The sequence below is a fragment of the Ruegeria sp. R8_1 genome, assembly GCF_017743815.1.
Classification (GTDB): Bacteria; Pseudomonadota; Alphaproteobacteria; order Rhodobacterales; family Rhodobacteraceae; genus Ruegeria; species Ruegeria lacuscaerulensis_A.
Genome location: NZ_JAGHRL010000004.1, coordinates 369,717 through 384,770, shown reverse-complemented (window position 1 = coordinate 384,770; position 15,054 = coordinate 369,717). Strand labels below are relative to the sequence as shown.

13 protein-coding genes and 1 tRNA gene are annotated in these 15,054 nt (G+C 58.3%); 3 read left to right on the top strand and 11 right to left on the bottom strand.

The annotated features are described in order from the left end of the window. Position 1 precedes the first annotated feature (1 nt). The gene (gene mtgA, locus J7380_RS12145; protein WP_348539098.1) at positions 2-625 is read right to left on the bottom strand and encodes a monofunctional biosynthetic peptidoglycan transglycosylase; all 624 of its coding nucleotides are present in this window, start codon (positions 623-625) and stop codon (positions 2-4) included. Here mtgA and J7380_RS20590 point away from each other — a divergent pair. Next, positions 561-779, top strand: coding sequence for a hypothetical protein (locus tag J7380_RS20590; RefSeq protein ID WP_331252861.1), 219 nt, complete (start codon positions 561-563; stop codon positions 777-779). The genes mtgA and J7380_RS20590 overlap by 65 nt on opposite strands. Here J7380_RS20590 and J7380_RS12140 read toward each other — a convergent pair. The 4 genes from J7380_RS12140 to J7380_RS12125 form a co-directional block, all read right to left on the bottom strand. Further along, positions 776-1,726 carry a Hint domain-containing protein gene (locus J7380_RS12140; protein WP_209196058.1) on the bottom strand — a complete coding sequence of 317 codons (951 nt, stop codon included), beginning with the start codon at positions 1,724-1,726 and terminating at the stop codon, positions 776-778. The genes J7380_RS20590 and J7380_RS12140 overlap by 4 nt on opposite strands. Positions 1,727-1,905: 179 nt before the next feature. Further along, positions 1,906-6,438 (bottom strand): glutamate synthase large subunit, encoded by a 4,533-nt coding sequence (gene gltB / locus J7380_RS12135; RefSeq protein WP_209196057.1) that lies wholly within the window; start codon positions 6,436-6,438, stop codon positions 1,906-1,908. After that, entirely contained in the window at positions 6,435-6,869 is a 435-nt protein-coding gene (locus tag J7380_RS12130; RefSeq protein ID WP_209196056.1) for a GFA family protein, read from the bottom strand. Before J7380_RS12130 ends, gltB begins: the two co-directional genes overlap by 4 nt. 22 nt (positions 6,870-6,891) lie before the next feature. After that, positions 6,892-8,325: an NAD(P)-dependent oxidoreductase gene (locus tag J7380_RS12125; RefSeq protein WP_209196055.1), complete on the bottom strand. Its 1,434-nt coding sequence runs from the start codon at positions 8,323-8,325 to the stop codon at positions 6,892-6,894. A 230-nt stretch (positions 8,326-8,555) separates the two neighbouring features. On the opposite strand from J7380_RS12125, the gene J7380_RS12120 reads away from it, so the two are divergent. Next, on the top strand, positions 8,556-9,359 hold the full coding sequence (locus tag J7380_RS12120; RefSeq protein ID WP_209196054.1) for an undecaprenyl-diphosphate phosphatase: 804 nt from the start codon (positions 8,556-8,558) through the stop codon (positions 9,357-9,359). Here J7380_RS12120 and J7380_RS12115 read toward each other — a convergent pair whose 3' ends face one another. Beyond that, the gene (locus J7380_RS12115; RefSeq protein WP_209196053.1) at positions 9,360-10,343 is read right to left on the bottom strand and encodes a complex I NDUFA9 subunit family protein; all 984 of its coding nucleotides are present in this window, start codon (positions 10,341-10,343) and stop codon (positions 9,360-9,362) included. Positions 10,344-10,542: 199 nt separating this feature from the next. Here J7380_RS12115 and J7380_RS12110 point away from each other — a divergent pair. Next, a tRNA-Leu gene (locus tag J7380_RS12110) sits at positions 10,543-10,629 on the top strand. A 125-nt stretch (positions 10,630-10,754) separates the two neighbouring features. Here the strand turns inward: J7380_RS12110 and J7380_RS12105 are convergent. The 5 genes from J7380_RS12105 to J7380_RS12085 form a co-directional block, all read right to left on the bottom strand. Beyond that, positions 10,755-11,261 carry a DUF1629 domain-containing protein gene (locus J7380_RS12105; protein WP_209196052.1) on the bottom strand — a complete coding sequence of 169 codons (507 nt, stop codon included), beginning with the start codon at positions 11,259-11,261 and terminating at the stop codon, positions 10,755-10,757. Positions 11,262-11,586: 325 nt separating this feature from the next. After that, positions 11,587-12,039: a carbon monoxide dehydrogenase subunit G gene (locus J7380_RS12100; protein ID WP_209196051.1), complete on the bottom strand. Its 453-nt coding sequence runs from the start codon at positions 12,037-12,039 to the stop codon at positions 11,587-11,589. Between the two features lie 97 nt (positions 12,040-12,136). Continuing rightward, on the bottom strand, positions 12,137-12,913 hold the full coding sequence (locus tag J7380_RS12095; protein WP_209196050.1) for an XdhC family protein: 777 nt from the start codon (positions 12,911-12,913) through the stop codon (positions 12,137-12,139). A 12-nt stretch (positions 12,914-12,925) separates the two neighbouring features. Continuing rightward, positions 12,926-14,113 carry a VWA domain-containing protein gene (locus tag J7380_RS12090; RefSeq protein WP_209196049.1) on the bottom strand — a complete coding sequence of 396 codons (1,188 nt, stop codon included), beginning with the start codon at positions 14,111-14,113 and terminating at the stop codon, positions 12,926-12,928. After that, complete coding sequence (locus tag J7380_RS12085) at positions 14,113-14,979, bottom strand: MoxR family ATPase (RefSeq protein WP_247742512.1); 867 nt, start codon at positions 14,977-14,979, stop codon at positions 14,113-14,115. The genes J7380_RS12090 and J7380_RS12085 overlap by 1 nt, the downstream gene beginning before the upstream one ends. Positions 14,980-15,054 lie beyond the last annotated feature (75 nt).

The window sequence follows — 15,054 nt, the reverse complement described above, 5'->3', positions numbered from 1 at the left end:
TTCAATCCTCGAAACAATCTGCGCGACCATCTGCGCGGATGGTGGCCGCCCCATCCAGGATCGAGGCCGCCCGCCTACGTGTGCGCACTGATGGATCAGTGACTGATCTGTTTCGGGGGGAGGGCAGGATCGCAGCGATCCGCGCGGCCTGAACCGGCGACAGCTTGGAGGCGGGTACATTGAAGTTACGCTGAGCCGCTGCTTCGACTCCAAAAACGCCATTCCCGGTCTCGGCCACGTTCAGATACACCTCAAGGATACGTTGTTTGCTCCAGAAGATTTCAACAACCGGAGTGATCGAGGTTTCAAGCGCTTTGCGTACCCAGCTGCGTCCTTGCCACAGGAACACATTCTTCACCACCTGCTGTGTAATCGTTGACGCACCCCTTGACCCACCGTCCTCAAGTGCATCGCGAATGGCTTCGACATCAAAGCCCCAGTGCAGACAGAAATTGGCGTCTTCCGCCGCCACAGCCGAGCGCGCCATGACCGGAGAAATCTGTTCTATCGGAACCCAATCCCGTTCGACTTTGCCTAGGCGCCGCCACTCGGACCAGATCGTGTGGGTCACCGGCGGATTCACCACCGAATACAAAACCACCAGCCCAACAACACATGCGATCACCACCAAAAACCCACGCCCTACCCAGCGGCGGATTCTCGGAATAATCGGTGTTTTTCTTTTAGCGGCCTTGCGTTTCTTGCTGCTCGATTTGCGCGCTGCTTTTTTTGCCATGCTGTTGCTATACGACGCCGAAGACGGGTATGGAACGGGTTAAATCGCAATTACGCGGGCTTCGCGCGGGCGTACTACCGGACGGGCGGTATCCGGCAAAACAGGGTTCTCGCGACCAAGCTCGGGAAACAAGGTCAAAATCTCGGCCTGCGTTTGGCTGTCGGCCATTGATACGGCATGACCCGGATAAAAACTTTCGCTTTTTGCGCCATTTGCCGTCACGATTTCATGTCGTGTAAACAGCAGATGCAGATATTCGACCTCGCCCCCTTCGACGCGCGTGACCGTTTTGCCGTTCACAAGACAATGCGCCGCAATCAGAACTTCGGAATGCCCAAATAGATAGGGCGCGCGCCAGTCCTCGATCAGAATACGGTGTTGCGGAGAGACGATCAGCGGTTTGTTCGTCCCCAAAACACCGGCTTCAAAGCGTACCGGGGCAAGTTTCCCCTGGGCTTTCACCGTTGTTCTGCCGACCCAAAGCAAAGGCTGTGCCCCGTTGTCAGAGGTCAGAACCAGATCACCCGGACGCAAGTCCTCGACCCGGCGAGGGCCGGATGCCGTCTCGATCATTGTGCCGGGCGTGAAACACGGTGGGCCCAGATCGCCGGCTCCGATATCGACCGAACCAAATGAACCTCCGGTGTCGCTGAAATCAGTCACAGATGAGCTGACGAACGTCCCGCTTTCCAAAACTTGTCCGTCGGTGGGTGTGAACACCTCGCGCCCATCGGCAAGATAGAAGGTCACACCCGTGTAGGTGATCTGAGTGCCGTCATCCAATTCAATGGTCACCATGTCATTGAAATAGGACGCCGTAATGTCTGATCCGTCGACCGAGTCGTTGTTCAGCCGGTTGATCAGGCCGTTGTCGTTCTGGTCGACGATGTCGAATTTCTGAACCGTCAGGGTCGAGCCAGGTGTCGTACCGTTCGCTCCGGGATTGGCCGGGTCGATGACAAAAAACTGATCCGTGTAGGTTGTTGGCATATGCCTGCTCCCTGCGACGCGTTAAATGGGCTGGCGACCAGAGCGCCGAGATAACGTTTTCGTTAGCTAGGCGTGAAACGATTAAAAACGCAAGAAAACCGTCAAAAATGCCAAAAAATAGAAAAACCCGCGTGTTTCAGGAGACACGCGGGTTTCTCGATTAACGATCAGACGGGGTCTTACTCCGCAGGAACAGCTTCAACTTCGTTTGTCAGAGGATGGCTGAGCTTGTTCAGCATCTCCTTTGGGCAGACCTGAAGGAAGTTTGCCTTTTCCACATCCCAATGCTGCAGGATATCTGCAGCTTTGCGACTGTTGGTTTCCAAAGCATGGCGTTCAATCAGCGTTTTCATCTGATCCATCCAGTGATCCACCGTCACCGGGCAGGTCACCAGTGTTTCCATGTTCATCAGCGCCTGCGCCTTGCCTTCCGGATCGTACAGGTACGCCATGCCGCCGGTCATGCCCGCGCCAAAGTTGGCACCAATGTCGCCCAGAATCACCGCGACACCGCCGGTCATGTATTCGCACCCGTTCGAGCCGCAGCCCTCGATCACCACTTTGGCACCCGAGTTCCGAACCGCGAACCGCTCACCGGCGCGACCAGCCGCAAACAGGTGTCCATCGGTAGCCCCGTACAGAACGGTATTGCCGATAATCGTGTTGTCGTCTGCCTTCAGCGGGCTGACCTGCGGCGGGCGCACGACGATCATGCCGCCCGACAGGCCTTTGCCGACATAGTCATTGGCGTCGCCAGACACTTCTAGCTTCAGACCCGGAGCCGCAAACGCCCCCAGCGACTGACCGGCCGAGCCCTGCAGTTTCACATGCAGATGGTCGTCCTGGAACGTGTTCCGCATACCGAAATTCTGCACAATATGGCTGGAGACGCGGGTGCCCACGGTCCGGTGCGTGTTCTGGATCGCGTAGGACAGCTGCATCTTCTCGCCGTCCTTCAGGAACCGCGCCGCATCGCGCACGATCTCGGCGTCCAGCGTATCGGGCACCGCGTTGCGGTCCTTGTCGCGGTTATAGACGATGTCATGTGCGCCATCGACGGTGATCAGCAGCGGGTTCAGGTCCAGATCGTCCAGATGGGCCGAACCCCGGCTGACCTGCGCCAGCAGATCGGCCCGGCCGATGATCTCATCAATCGAACGCGCACCAAGGCTGGCCAGCAGCTCGCGCACTTCCTGCGCATAGAAGGTGATCAGATTGACGACCTTATCCGCATTGCCGGTGAATTTGGCGCGCAGGGATTCGTCCTGCGTACAGACGCCGACCGGGCAGGTGTTCGACTGACACTGACGTACCATGATACAGCCCATCGCGATCAGGGCAGCGGTACCGATGCCGTATTCCTCGGCTCCCATCATTGCAGCCATGACGATGTCGCGCCCGGTGCGCAGCCCGCCATCGGTGCGCAAGGTCACACGATCCCGCAGGTTGTTCATCGCCAGAACCTGATGCGCCTCGGTCAGGCCCATCTCCCACGGCAGACCGGCGTATTTGATCGACGTCGCGGGAGACGCGCCGGTACCGCCATTGTGACCCGAAATAAGGATAATATCCGCTTTCGCCTTGGCCACACCGGCTGCAATCGTGCCCACGCCCGAGGATGCAACCAGCTTAACCGTCACTTTACAGCGCGGGTTGATCTGCTTCAGATCATAGATCAGCTGCGCCAGATCCTCGATCGAGTAGATATCGTGATGCGGCGGCGGCGAGATCAGCGTCACACCCTTGGTCGAATGCCGCAGGCGCGCGATCAGGTCGGTCACTTTCATGCCCGGCAGCTGGCCACCCTCACCGGGTTTCGCACCTTGGGCGACCTTGATCTCAAGCTCTTCGCACTGGTTCAAGTACTCGGCAGTCACGCCAAACCGGCCCGAAGCCACCTGTTTGATCTTGGCCGAAGGGTTGTCGCCATTCGGCTCGGGCACGAAATGCGCCGGATCTTCGCCGCCTTCACCCGAGTCGGACTTTGCACCAATCCGGTTCATCGCCACGTTCAGCGTCTTATGCGCCTCGGGCGACAGAGCGCCTAGCGACATGCCCGGCGTCACGAACCGTTTGCGGATCGAGGTGATGGATTCCACCTCTTCAATCGGCACCGGTTTACCCAACGGTTTGAAGTCCATCAGATCGCGCAGGTGAATCGGCGGATTCGACTGCATCTTGGCCGAATATTGCTTCCACAGCTCATAGGATGCGCGATTGCAAGCCATCTGCATCATATGCATCGAGGTCGCTTCCCACGCGTGGGTCTCACCCGATTTGCGCGATTTGTAGAAACCACCGATGGGCAACACGTCCAGACCGCTGTCCCAGCCTTTGGCGTGGATTTCTTCGGCCTTGGCCTGAATACCGGTGACGCCGATACCGGAAATCCGGCTGGTCATCCCGGGGAAGTATTCGGCAACCATGGCGCGGCTGAGGCCAACAGCCTCGAAGTTCAGACCACCGCGGTATGAGGAAATCACTGAAATCCCCATCTTGGCCATGATCTTCAGCAGACCCTGATCGATGGCCTCGCGATAGCGTGCGACGTTCTCGGTCAGCGTGCCTTCCAACAGACCACGGTCAATCCGATCGGCCAGCGAATCCTCGGCCAGATAGGCGTTCACCACGGTGGCACCGCAGCCGATCAGAACCGCAAAGTAATGCGGATCGACACATTCGGCGGACCGCACGTTCAGAGAGCAGAAGGTCCGAAGCCCTTGCCGCGTCAGATGCGAATGCACAGCGCTGGTCGCCAGGATCATCGGCATCGCCACACGGCCCTCGCCCGAGTTCATATCGGACAGTACCAGATGCCCCGCGCCCGAGCGCACGGCCTCTTCTGCTTCGGCTCTAACACGAGCCAAAGCGGCGCTCAGCGCGCCCCGTCCGGGTTCAAAGCTACAATCAATTTCCGCCAACGGAGAACCGAGATTTTCAACCAACTTGTCCCACTGGGCGTTGCCGACAAAGGGGCTGTCCAGCGTGATGATCTCGGTCTGGCTGCTGTCTTCGTCCAGCACGTTTTTCAGGTTCCCGAACCGGGTTTTCAGCGACATGACGCGGTATTCGCGCAGGCTGTCGATCGGGGGGTTGGTCACCTGGCTAAAGTTCTGACGGAAGAAATGGCTGAGAGGGCGGTATTGCTTGGACAGAACCGCCGACGGGGTGTCATCGCCCATCGAGGCGAGTGATTCCTTGCCATCTTCGGCCATGGGGGCAAGGATTTGCTCAAGCTCTTCAACAGAATAACCGGCTGCGATCTGGCGCTTGCGCAGTTCTTCGCCGCTGAACTTTGCGGTCTCGGCTACGCCTGACAGGCTTTCATTCAAGTCGTTGATCTTACCGACCCACTCACCAAACGGCAGGGCGCGGGCCAGCTTGTCCTTGATCTGCTTGTCGCGGTACAGCTTGCCGCGCTTCATATCCACGGCCAGCATCTGCCCCGGACCCAGCGCGCCTTTTTCCGTCACCGATGCCTCATCAATCGGAACCATCCCCGCCTCAGAGCCCGCGATGACCAGACCATCACCCGTCACCACATAGCGCATCGGACGCAGGCCATTCCGGTCGAGCCCGGCGCAAACCCAGCGACCATCGGTCATGGCCAAGGCGGCGGGGCCGTCCCATGGCTCCATCACCGAGTTGCAGTAGGAATACATGTCGCGCCACGCCTGCGGCAGTTCCACGGCCTGCTTGGACCAGCTTTCCGGCACCAGCATGGTTTTCGCCATCGGGGCAGACCGGCCTGCACGCACCAGAACCTCGAAAACCGAGTCTAATGCGGCGGAATCCGACGATCCGCCCGCGATGATCGGTTTGATGTCCTCGGCGTAGTCCCCAAAGGTCGAGGATGCCATGCGGATCTCATGGCTTTTCATCCAGTTGACGTTGCCTTTCAGCGTGTTGATCTCGCCGTTATGGGCCAACATGCGGAAGGGCTGCGCCAGCCACCATTGCGGGAAGGTATTGGTCGAATAGCGCTGGTGATAGATCGCAAAGGCCGACTCGAACCGCTCATCCATCAGGTCGGGGTAGAAGACAGCGACCTGTTCGGCCAGCATCATGCCCTTGTAGATGATCGAGCGGCACGATAGCGACGCCAGATACATCCCCGAAATCCCTGCGGCGGCCGCCGCTTTTTCGATCCGGCGACGGATCACATACAGCTCACGCTCAAAGGTTTCTTCGTCCACGCCTTTGGAGTTCGAGATCAGGATCTGCTCAATCTCGGGACGGGTCGCGTTGGCCTTTTCACCCAGACAGGTCACATCGACCGGCACGTGGCGCCAGCCATAGATGTAGTAACCCATGCGCAGAACTTCGGTTTCAACAATTGTCCGGCAGCTTTCTTGCGCACCGAAATCGGTCCGGGGCAGGAAGACCTGACCAACGGCGATCAGCTCGTCCAGATTGGGCTCGTGACCGGTGCGGCGGATCTGATCATAGAAGAAGGGGACCGGAATCTGCACATGGATGCCTGCGCCGTCGCCGGTCTTGCCGTCGGCATCCACAGCGCCGCGGTGCCAGATCGCCTTGAGCGCATCAATCCCGGCATCTACCACCTTGCGCGACGGCTTGCCGTCAACAGACACAACAAGGCCCACACCACAGGAAGAATGCTCTTCCTCCTCGGAATAGAGACTGTTTTCTGCCATCCATTGACGTTTGGCTTCTTCGGCGCGCACCCAATCGGCATCATATTTGGTCATTGGCTGTCTCCTTCTTCCGAGGGGGCGAACATGGCCTCAACCTCGGCTTTGGTCATTTGCTGGCGCTCACCTGCGAACGCATAACCCTGGGGTTTTTTGTCGATAAAAAGTTCATGTGTCAGGCCGTGCCCGGTATCCGGGAACAACCCTGCGGCCATAAGCGTCTGGCCATGCATCTCACCTTCTGTGGTGATCCGGTACCATAGCACCGAGCCACATTCGGCGCAGAAGGCGCGCTCGGCCCAATCGGACGAGGTGAAGGTTTTCACAGGGCCTAACGCGGCATAGCCCTCTTCTGCCTCAAACGTCACAAGCATCGAGCTGGTCCAGCGGCGGCACTGGTCGCAATGACACGCGCCCAGCGCATTTTGCGCCGGGGTGGCGGTCACGGTGACCGCGCCACACATGCATTGGCCTTGCAACTCGGGCATTCCGGCGCTCCTGATTGCTGGGTTATTCGGCTGCAACCGCCGCCTTGGCGTTTAAACGGTCGATGATCGCATCGGCACAGTCGCGCCCGTCGCGGATCGCCCACACGACCAGAGAGGCCCCGCGAACGATATCACCGATGGCGTAAACACCGTCCATCTCGGTCTCGCCGGTCTGGAAGGCGGCCTTGACGGTGCCCCAGCGGGTTACGGGAAGGTCGGGCTGGCCGAACAGGGTGGGCAGGTCTTCGGGCTCAAACCCCAGCGCCTTGATCACCAGATCGGCGTCTTCGACATAATCCGCGCCTTCGATCACCTCGGGGGCCTGACGGCCAGTGGCATCGGGCTGACCCAGGCGCATTTTCTGCACCATGACGCCCTGCACTTTGTCGTCGCCGGTAAAGCCCTTGGGGGCGCTGAGCCATTCAAATACCACGCCTTCTTCTTCGGCGTTCTGAGTCTCGCGCTGCGAGCCGGGCATATTCGCACGGTCGCGGCGATACAGGCATTTGACCGAAGTCGCGCCCTGACGGATCGAGGTCCGCACGCAGTCCATCGCGGTATCCCCACCGCCGATCACGACAACCTTTTTGCCAGCCGCGTTCAGGCGACCATTGTCAAAGTCTTCGACCGCATCGCCAAAGCTTTTGCGGTTCGAGGCGGTCAGGAAGTCAATCGCCTTCTCGATCCCGGCCAGACCACTGCCCGGCATGGACAGGTCACGCGATTTGTATACGCCAGTGGCAATGATTACCGCGTCATGCTTGCCACGAATGTCTTCGAATTTCGTGGCGTCGACATCGCAATTCAACTCGAATGTCACGCCGCCATCGGCCAGCAGGTCGTTGCGGCGCTGCACGATGTCCTTTTCCAGTTTAAAGCCCGGAATACCGTACATCAACAGGCCACCCGCGCGATCATAGCGGTCATAGACCGTGACCTGAATACCCGCGCGGCGCAACATGTCCGCCGCCGCCAGCCCACCAGGGCCCGCACCGATGATACCAACGCTTTCGCTGCGCTCGGCTGTGGGGACGGTGGGTTTGACCCAGCCTTTGTCCCACGCGGTATCGGTAATGTATTTCTCGATCGTGCCGATGGTTACTGTCCCGTGACCGGACTGTTCAATCACGCAATTACCTTCGCACAGGCGATCTTGCGGGCAGATGCGGCCACAGATTTCGGGGAATGTATTGGTCGCCTGGCTGGTCTGATAGGCCTCTTCCAGACGGCCAGTGGCGGTCAGGTGCAACCAGTCGGGGATATTGTTGTGCAACGGGCAATGTGACTGACAATAGGGCACACCACATTGGCTGCAGCGGCTGGCTTGCTCTTCTGCTTTGGCCGAGGCGTATTCGGCATAGATCTCGTCAAAGTCTTCCTTGCGCGTGTCAGCGGCACGCTTTTCAGGCATGGCGCGATCGACTTGCACAAATTTCAGCATCGGTTGCTTGGCCACGGGTCAGACTCCATGAATTGGCTTGGTCGAGCTTCTTTAAGTGATGCAAGATCGGATGAAAAGTCAATTATGCTGACCTAATTGGTGAATTTGCGATCAAAAATCCTAGGGTCACATGAAAAAAGCAAAAATTTAGATCCGAATCGGACCTATATGCGTTCTTTCCTTTTCTTCATCACGCTTATACCCATGAATCGCAAAGAACACGTGACGATGGCACGGGCAGGTTAATGAGTCTATTTCAACTGATTCTTGCGGCGATCATTCAGGGTATCACCGAATTTCTGCCGATTTCGTCATCCGGGCACCTGATTCTGCTGCCCAACTTAACTGGTCTGGCGGATCAAGGCCTTGCCATTGATGTGGCGGTTCATGTGGGCACCCTAGGCGCGGTGGTTCTTTATTTTTGGTCTGACGTCAAATCAGCCGCAGCAGGTTTGCCAGACGCGCTGCGAGGTCAAACAGACACGCCACAGGCGCGGCTTGCGCTTGGTCTGATCATTGCGACGATTCCAACGGTTATCGTTGGGGCCATTCTTTATCAAACCGGGCTCAGCCAGTCTTTGCGATCGATGGCGGTGATTGGATGGACCATGTTGGGATTTGGTCTTCTGCTCTATTGGATGGACCAGAAAGGACAGCAAAGAAAAAAGGCAAATGACTGGGGTCTGAAAGATGCGGCCATTATGGGTTTGTGGCAAATGCTGGCGCTGATCCCCGGCACATCCCGGTCCGGCATCACGATTACAGGCGCCCGGCACTTGGGGTACACCAGAGAAGACGGCGCGCGGATCGCAATGTTGATGTCGATCCCGACTATCTTGGCGTCGGGCATATTGCTTTCAGTCGATGTGATCAAAGAAGCCGACGCTCAACTGGCTATTGACGGAGCAATCGCCGCGCTTTTTGCCTTTGCTGCGGCCCTTCTGGCGCTGTCCTTCATGATGCGCTTGCTGCGCAGCGTCAGCTTTACGCCATACGTAATTTATCGCGTTGTTCTTGGCATAGTTCTGCTGGCCATTGCCTACAGTTGATCAGGTCCGCAGGTTGTCAGCGGATCTTTGAATCTCGTCATACTGGCCCGAGGGGCGGAACTTCCAAAGATAGTCCGGCAGAACCGACTCCAGCGTGGCCGGCTCGATCCCAAGATCGGCGAAGCTTTTCGCCCCATCCGACACGACGTTGTCGCGGCGCAGGTTTTTCAGCTGATCCCGCGTCAGAATGCTATTCGGGAACAGTTGGAAACTGACGTATTTAACGATGTCCAGAACCCCGGCCATGATCCGCGCGGCAAAAAACGGCATCCCGACAATCACGCGGCGTCGGTGGATCACGTCAAGCATCTGCTGCATGAGCGCGCGGAATGTCTTTACCTCGGGACCGCCCAGTTCATACGTGCCGGCCGCAGCTTGCCCCAGAACGCCCTGAACAGCAGCTTTAGCCACATCATCGACATAGACCGGCTGAAACTTCGTTTCGGCCCCGACCAGCGGCAGGAACGGCCCCATCCGGGTCATCCCGGCAAAGCGGTTGAAGAATTGATCCTCGGTCCCGAAAATAACCGAGGGGCGCAGGATCACGGCGTTGGGCATATGAGCAAGCACTCCGGCCTCACCCTGCGCCTTGGTTTGCGAATACTCACTGTCCGAATCCGCGTCTGCACCGATTGCCGACACATGAACCATCGTAGTGATCCCTTGTTCGGCTGCGATCCGTGCGATCCGCTCGGCCCCGTCGGCCTGTACGGCGTCAAACGCGTTCTTGCCCAGCTCGTTCAGCACACCCACGCAGTTCACCACCGCATCCGCGCCCTGCATCGCCGCCGCAACCGACGCATCGTCGCGAATGTTGCACAGGATGGGTTCAACCTGTCCAACCACGCCGTAAGGTTTGACGAACATCGCTTCATTCGGGCGCCTGACAGCGACCCGAACACGCCACCCTTCGTTCGCCATACGCCTTGCGACGTACCTGCCGACAAATCCGGATCCGCCATAAATCGTGACCAGTTTTGACATAGAAGGGCTCCTGCTTTTGGCTCCTGATCCGATCTACCGCTCAAAGAGGCGCGGAACAAGGCGCAATAACGCCGCGCGCAGGTGAAAAACCCTGCCTTTTTCGGGTGCGTTTTGGATGGGGTCAAAAAACTTTCAAAAAACTTCCCGAATCCGGTTGACCCTCCTCTCCAGTGGGCTTAAACGCCCCTCCACGACACCTGCCCAGGTGGCGGAATTGGTAGACGCGCTAGCTTCAGGTGCTAGTGTCCGTATGGACGTGGAGGTTCGAGTCCTCTCCTGGGCACCATATCCCCGACATCATTAGAATAGCTCGGAACGCCGGATTTCGCGGTTGTTTGCTGCTGTGTTGCGAGCGCACCTTGTCTTTGCAGACAGGTTTTCATCAGCGGTAGGGTAAGGTGCATCTGTGGATCAAAGAATCCCAACAGGGCAGCGGACTAAACCCCAACCGTCATCGAGTCCGGCGGCTTTCATGGCTGAGACGAGACGTTCGGAGAGGAAAAGAATTCGGGGTGTCTTTTGATCAATCCAGAGGTCAGGGCCGTCTAGTGCTTCGGGGACAACGACCAATTTATGCTCCCACCCCGACCTTGGACTGAAAATCTTGCCGGCAAGATTGTTCAATGGAGCTGCAAAATCGCCCTCGGGTCCCAAGGCTTCATAATTCCCAATAGACCGTTTGTTGCATACATTCAGGATGTAATAGGGCTCGTCCGTGCTCGCATGGCCAGCCGGGGTCTGCAATCTGATCGAGTGGAAATAGGTGTCACCCAGATCGAACTGTTCCAAAACCGTTTTGGCAGAGTCTGACAGCACCGGCAGACCGCCTCCGTTCATGAAACTCGGCGCCGGATTGCCGTCCTGAGAGCCATAGTACCAGACATCGCCGATTTCTTCCGCCGTCAGCACCTCGCCCATAGGAACTTTCTATAAGTTCGTTGGAGCAATTCACTGTATTTTTGACCGATTTCTTTGGGCTGACCCGCGCGCCAATGCCGCTCATATTCCCTCCGCGTCATCGGAGTTACGCCAACCGCATCGTTCCAGGTCGTAGAAATCCAGACATGAGAATCCCACCCCGAAGGGTCATTTTCATCAATCATTTTCACCGCTTAACTCTGTGCTAAAAATATCAATATATTCTAACGACTTGCACCAAGCGCACAAAGATCAAAGCTTTTCGCACGGGATAAATTCACACAGCAAAATTCGGGCCAGTCCGGAAACCGGCCCAAAAAAATGATCAGGACACAGCCTGTTCCGCCACGATCTCACCAAAGCGGGTGAAGAACTTGCCCGACAGCTTTTTGGCCGTACCCGCAATCAGACGGCTGCCCAGCTGGGCGATCTTGCCTCCCACGTCAACCTTGGCGGTGTAGGCCAGAATTGTCTCGGCTCCATCCTCGGTCAGTGTGACCTCGGCACCGCCTTTGGCAAACCCGGCTGCACCGCCTTTGCCTTCACCGGTCAGGGAAAACCCGCCGGGGGCATTGGAATTGTCCAGCGTCACTTGCCCGGCAAATTTCGCTTTGACCGGACCGATTTTCAGGACCACCTTGGCCTCAAGATCCTCGGGCGAGTTCTGGATCAGCTCTTCACAACCCGGAATGCATTCCTGCAGAATCTCGGGCGTATTCAGCGCCTTGTAGACCACGTCGCGCGGGGCGGCGATGCGGATTTCGTCACTCAGTTCCATTCATGTTTCCTTTGTTCAACAGCATTTCGGAAAGACCAAAAGCGCGGTTTCCGTCGCCTGTTCCGGTGTTTGTTTCGGACGCGCCGGCCATAGGCGCTTAAGCAAGTTTTTCATCCTGAGAGACCTCCGTCGATTTGTCTGTGTTTCGCCACATCACGATCTCGGCCAGGATCGACAGGGCGATTTCGTGCGGATCAATGGCATGAATGTCCAGCCCGGCTGGGGATTTCAGACGCGCCGCGCGGGCCGGGTCCAGACCCTGTCCAATCAGCTTTTCCATGAGTGTTTCGGCTTTGCGGCGGCTGGCCACCATCGACACCCGCGCGGCTTGCGTCCTCAGCGCGGCCCCAAGGGCTGCGCCATCCCCCTGCCCTTGTGAGGCGACGACAACAAAGTCGCGCGCCTCGATATCCAAATCTCCGACCGTCTCGGGCGTGCTGGATGTCACCCGAAACCCGGCAAGCGTCCCGTGTTCGCCCAGCGCCTTGGCGATCAACGAGGTGCCAAAGATCACCAATCTTGGCGCGTGCTGATACGGTTCAACCAGCAAATCCACCGTCCCGCCCGAGGGACAGCCGCTTTTAAAGGTTTGCACGCCATCCGGGTCCGTCATGTCGACCACCTTGTCCGAGGGTTTCACGCGGATCATCTGCGGCGCACCGCTGGCCAGCGCTTGTGTCGCTGAACTGCGCACCGCGCGCTGCACACAGGCACCGCCCAGATGACCCAATATCCGCCCGTCGCGCGCAATCGCCGCCTTTCCCCCGGCCTTGGCCGAGGTCGCATCCGCTGTGCGCAGAACCGTGGCGACGCAGAACGGCTCACCGGTTTGGCGCAGGGTTTCGATCGTGTCAAATATGTCGAAATTTGCCATATCAGACTCCTTTCACAACTTGCGAAACTGCGGCTCAAGCGCTGCCAGCGCCTCGAGTGTGTTGGCAGGCAAGTGCGCGTCCAAATGGGGTTCGGCCGCCTGCATCGCCGCTGCGATGGGTTGGTAGTCTTTCCATCCCTTCAACGGGTTCAACCAGACGATGCGCCGTGACTTGCGCCGGATGCGCGCCAGAACTGCGCCCAGCGCTTGCGGGTCGGAACTGCAATAGCCGTCGGACAGGATCAGCACGATGGTCCGCCCGTTCAAAGCGCGCGCGCCATAGCCGTTCAGAAAGCTCTCTAGGCTGCCCGAAATGTCGGTGCCGCCACCGAACCCTTCGGCCATCAAGGACAACCGCCCAGCCGCACGGATCGAGTCGTGATCGCGGAGGGCGTCCGTCACCCGCATCAGGCGCGTGTGAAACAGATAAGCATCCGCTTCGGTCCCGCTACCGATCAGACCTTTGAGAAAGGCCAGAAACACCCGCGAATACACAGTCATCGAGCCGCTGACATCGCACAGCGCCACGATCCGCATAGGACGCGGCGGTTTCGCCCGTCGGTACAGATCCATCGGCTCACCCCCGCGCGCCAGACTTGCGCGCTGGATTCGTCGCATGTCCAGTGCAGGCCCCCGCAATGCCCGTTTCCGCCGACGCGAGCGTCGATCCCGAATGGCACGTGCCAACATCAAAGCCGCCTTTTCCGCCTGCCTTAGAGCCTCGTCATCCATCAACTCGCGCAGGTCCCTGCGTGACAGGTTGACTGTGCGTGTCGCAATCAACTTGCCATCAGTCCCCTCGGCCTCGCCTTCGCCCTGATCGGCAGAACCCTCTTGCTCTGCGCTTTCGGCACCCTGTTCGTCGGAATGTGCGGCATCCTGCCAAATCATGGGTTTGGCAGATTGCACCCTCACGTGGTTCGTTTGCGCGACCCCTTCGCGCTGCTTTCCAACGTTGAACCAATAGGCATCGAACAGATCATCAAAACGTCGCCAATCCTCGGCGTCACTCGCCAGCAACACACATAGCGCCCGACGGGCCTGATCCGCATCCGTCGCTGTGATCTGAGACAATGCAGACAACGCATCCGCGGTCTCACCCGGACCAACCCGCAGCCCGTTCGACCGCAAATGCGCGATGAACCCAGACATCCGATCTGCCAACCCATCAGCCCGAGAAGGAAACCGCGTGACCTGCATCACGCCACCTTGCCGATCAGCCGGTCCATCACCTCGGGCGGAGCCGCGTCATAGTCCGCAGCCGTCTTCAACAAACATACAAGCGTTGCCTGCACAGCGTCGCGCGATTGCGCCATGTCGTTGACGCCCAAACCTGACAGGGCTGCAGCCCAATCCAACATCTCTGCAATGCCCGGCGTCTTTTCCAATTCCTCTTGGCGCAACGCCTGTACGACCCCAATGATCTGCCGCGCCAGCACGCCTTCAACCTCGGGCATCCGCGCCCGAAGGATCGCCATTTCAACCTCTTTCGAGGGGTAATCAAGGAAACTGTAAAGACACCGCCGACGCAAAGCATCCGACAAATCACGCGTCCCATTGGCGGTCAGGATCACAATGGGCCGAGTCGTCGCCTCGACCGTCCCAAGCTCGGGGATGGTGATCTGAAAGTCGGACAGGATTTCCAGCAAATAAGCTTCGAATTCCTCATCCGCCCGATCAATCTCATCAATCAACAAAACCGGAGGCTCGTCCTGCGAAATAGCCTCTAATAAAGGGCGTTTCAGCAAATACGCATCGGAAAACAACTGCGCCTCGCCAACCCCTCCCTGCGCCTCCGACGCCCGGATCGCCAGCAGTTGCCGCTGATAGTTCCACTCATAAATCGCGTGGCTGGCATCCAGCCCTTCATAGCACTGCAACCGGATCAATCTGGCATCCCGCCAAGCCGCCACCGCTTTGGCGACCTCGGTCTTACCCACCCCGGCCGGGCCTTCCAACAACAATGGCCGCCCCAAAGCCTGCGCCAGATGCAGTGCCATCGCCAACCGATCATCAGCAACATAGCCTTGCGCGGCCAATCCGTTCTGCACATCACTCAAAGTCAAAACCGGGATCCATTCTTCATCTGGCAAAAAATACCTCGGGGGAGGTTCGGAGGGGGCTGGCCCCCTCCGTTTAGT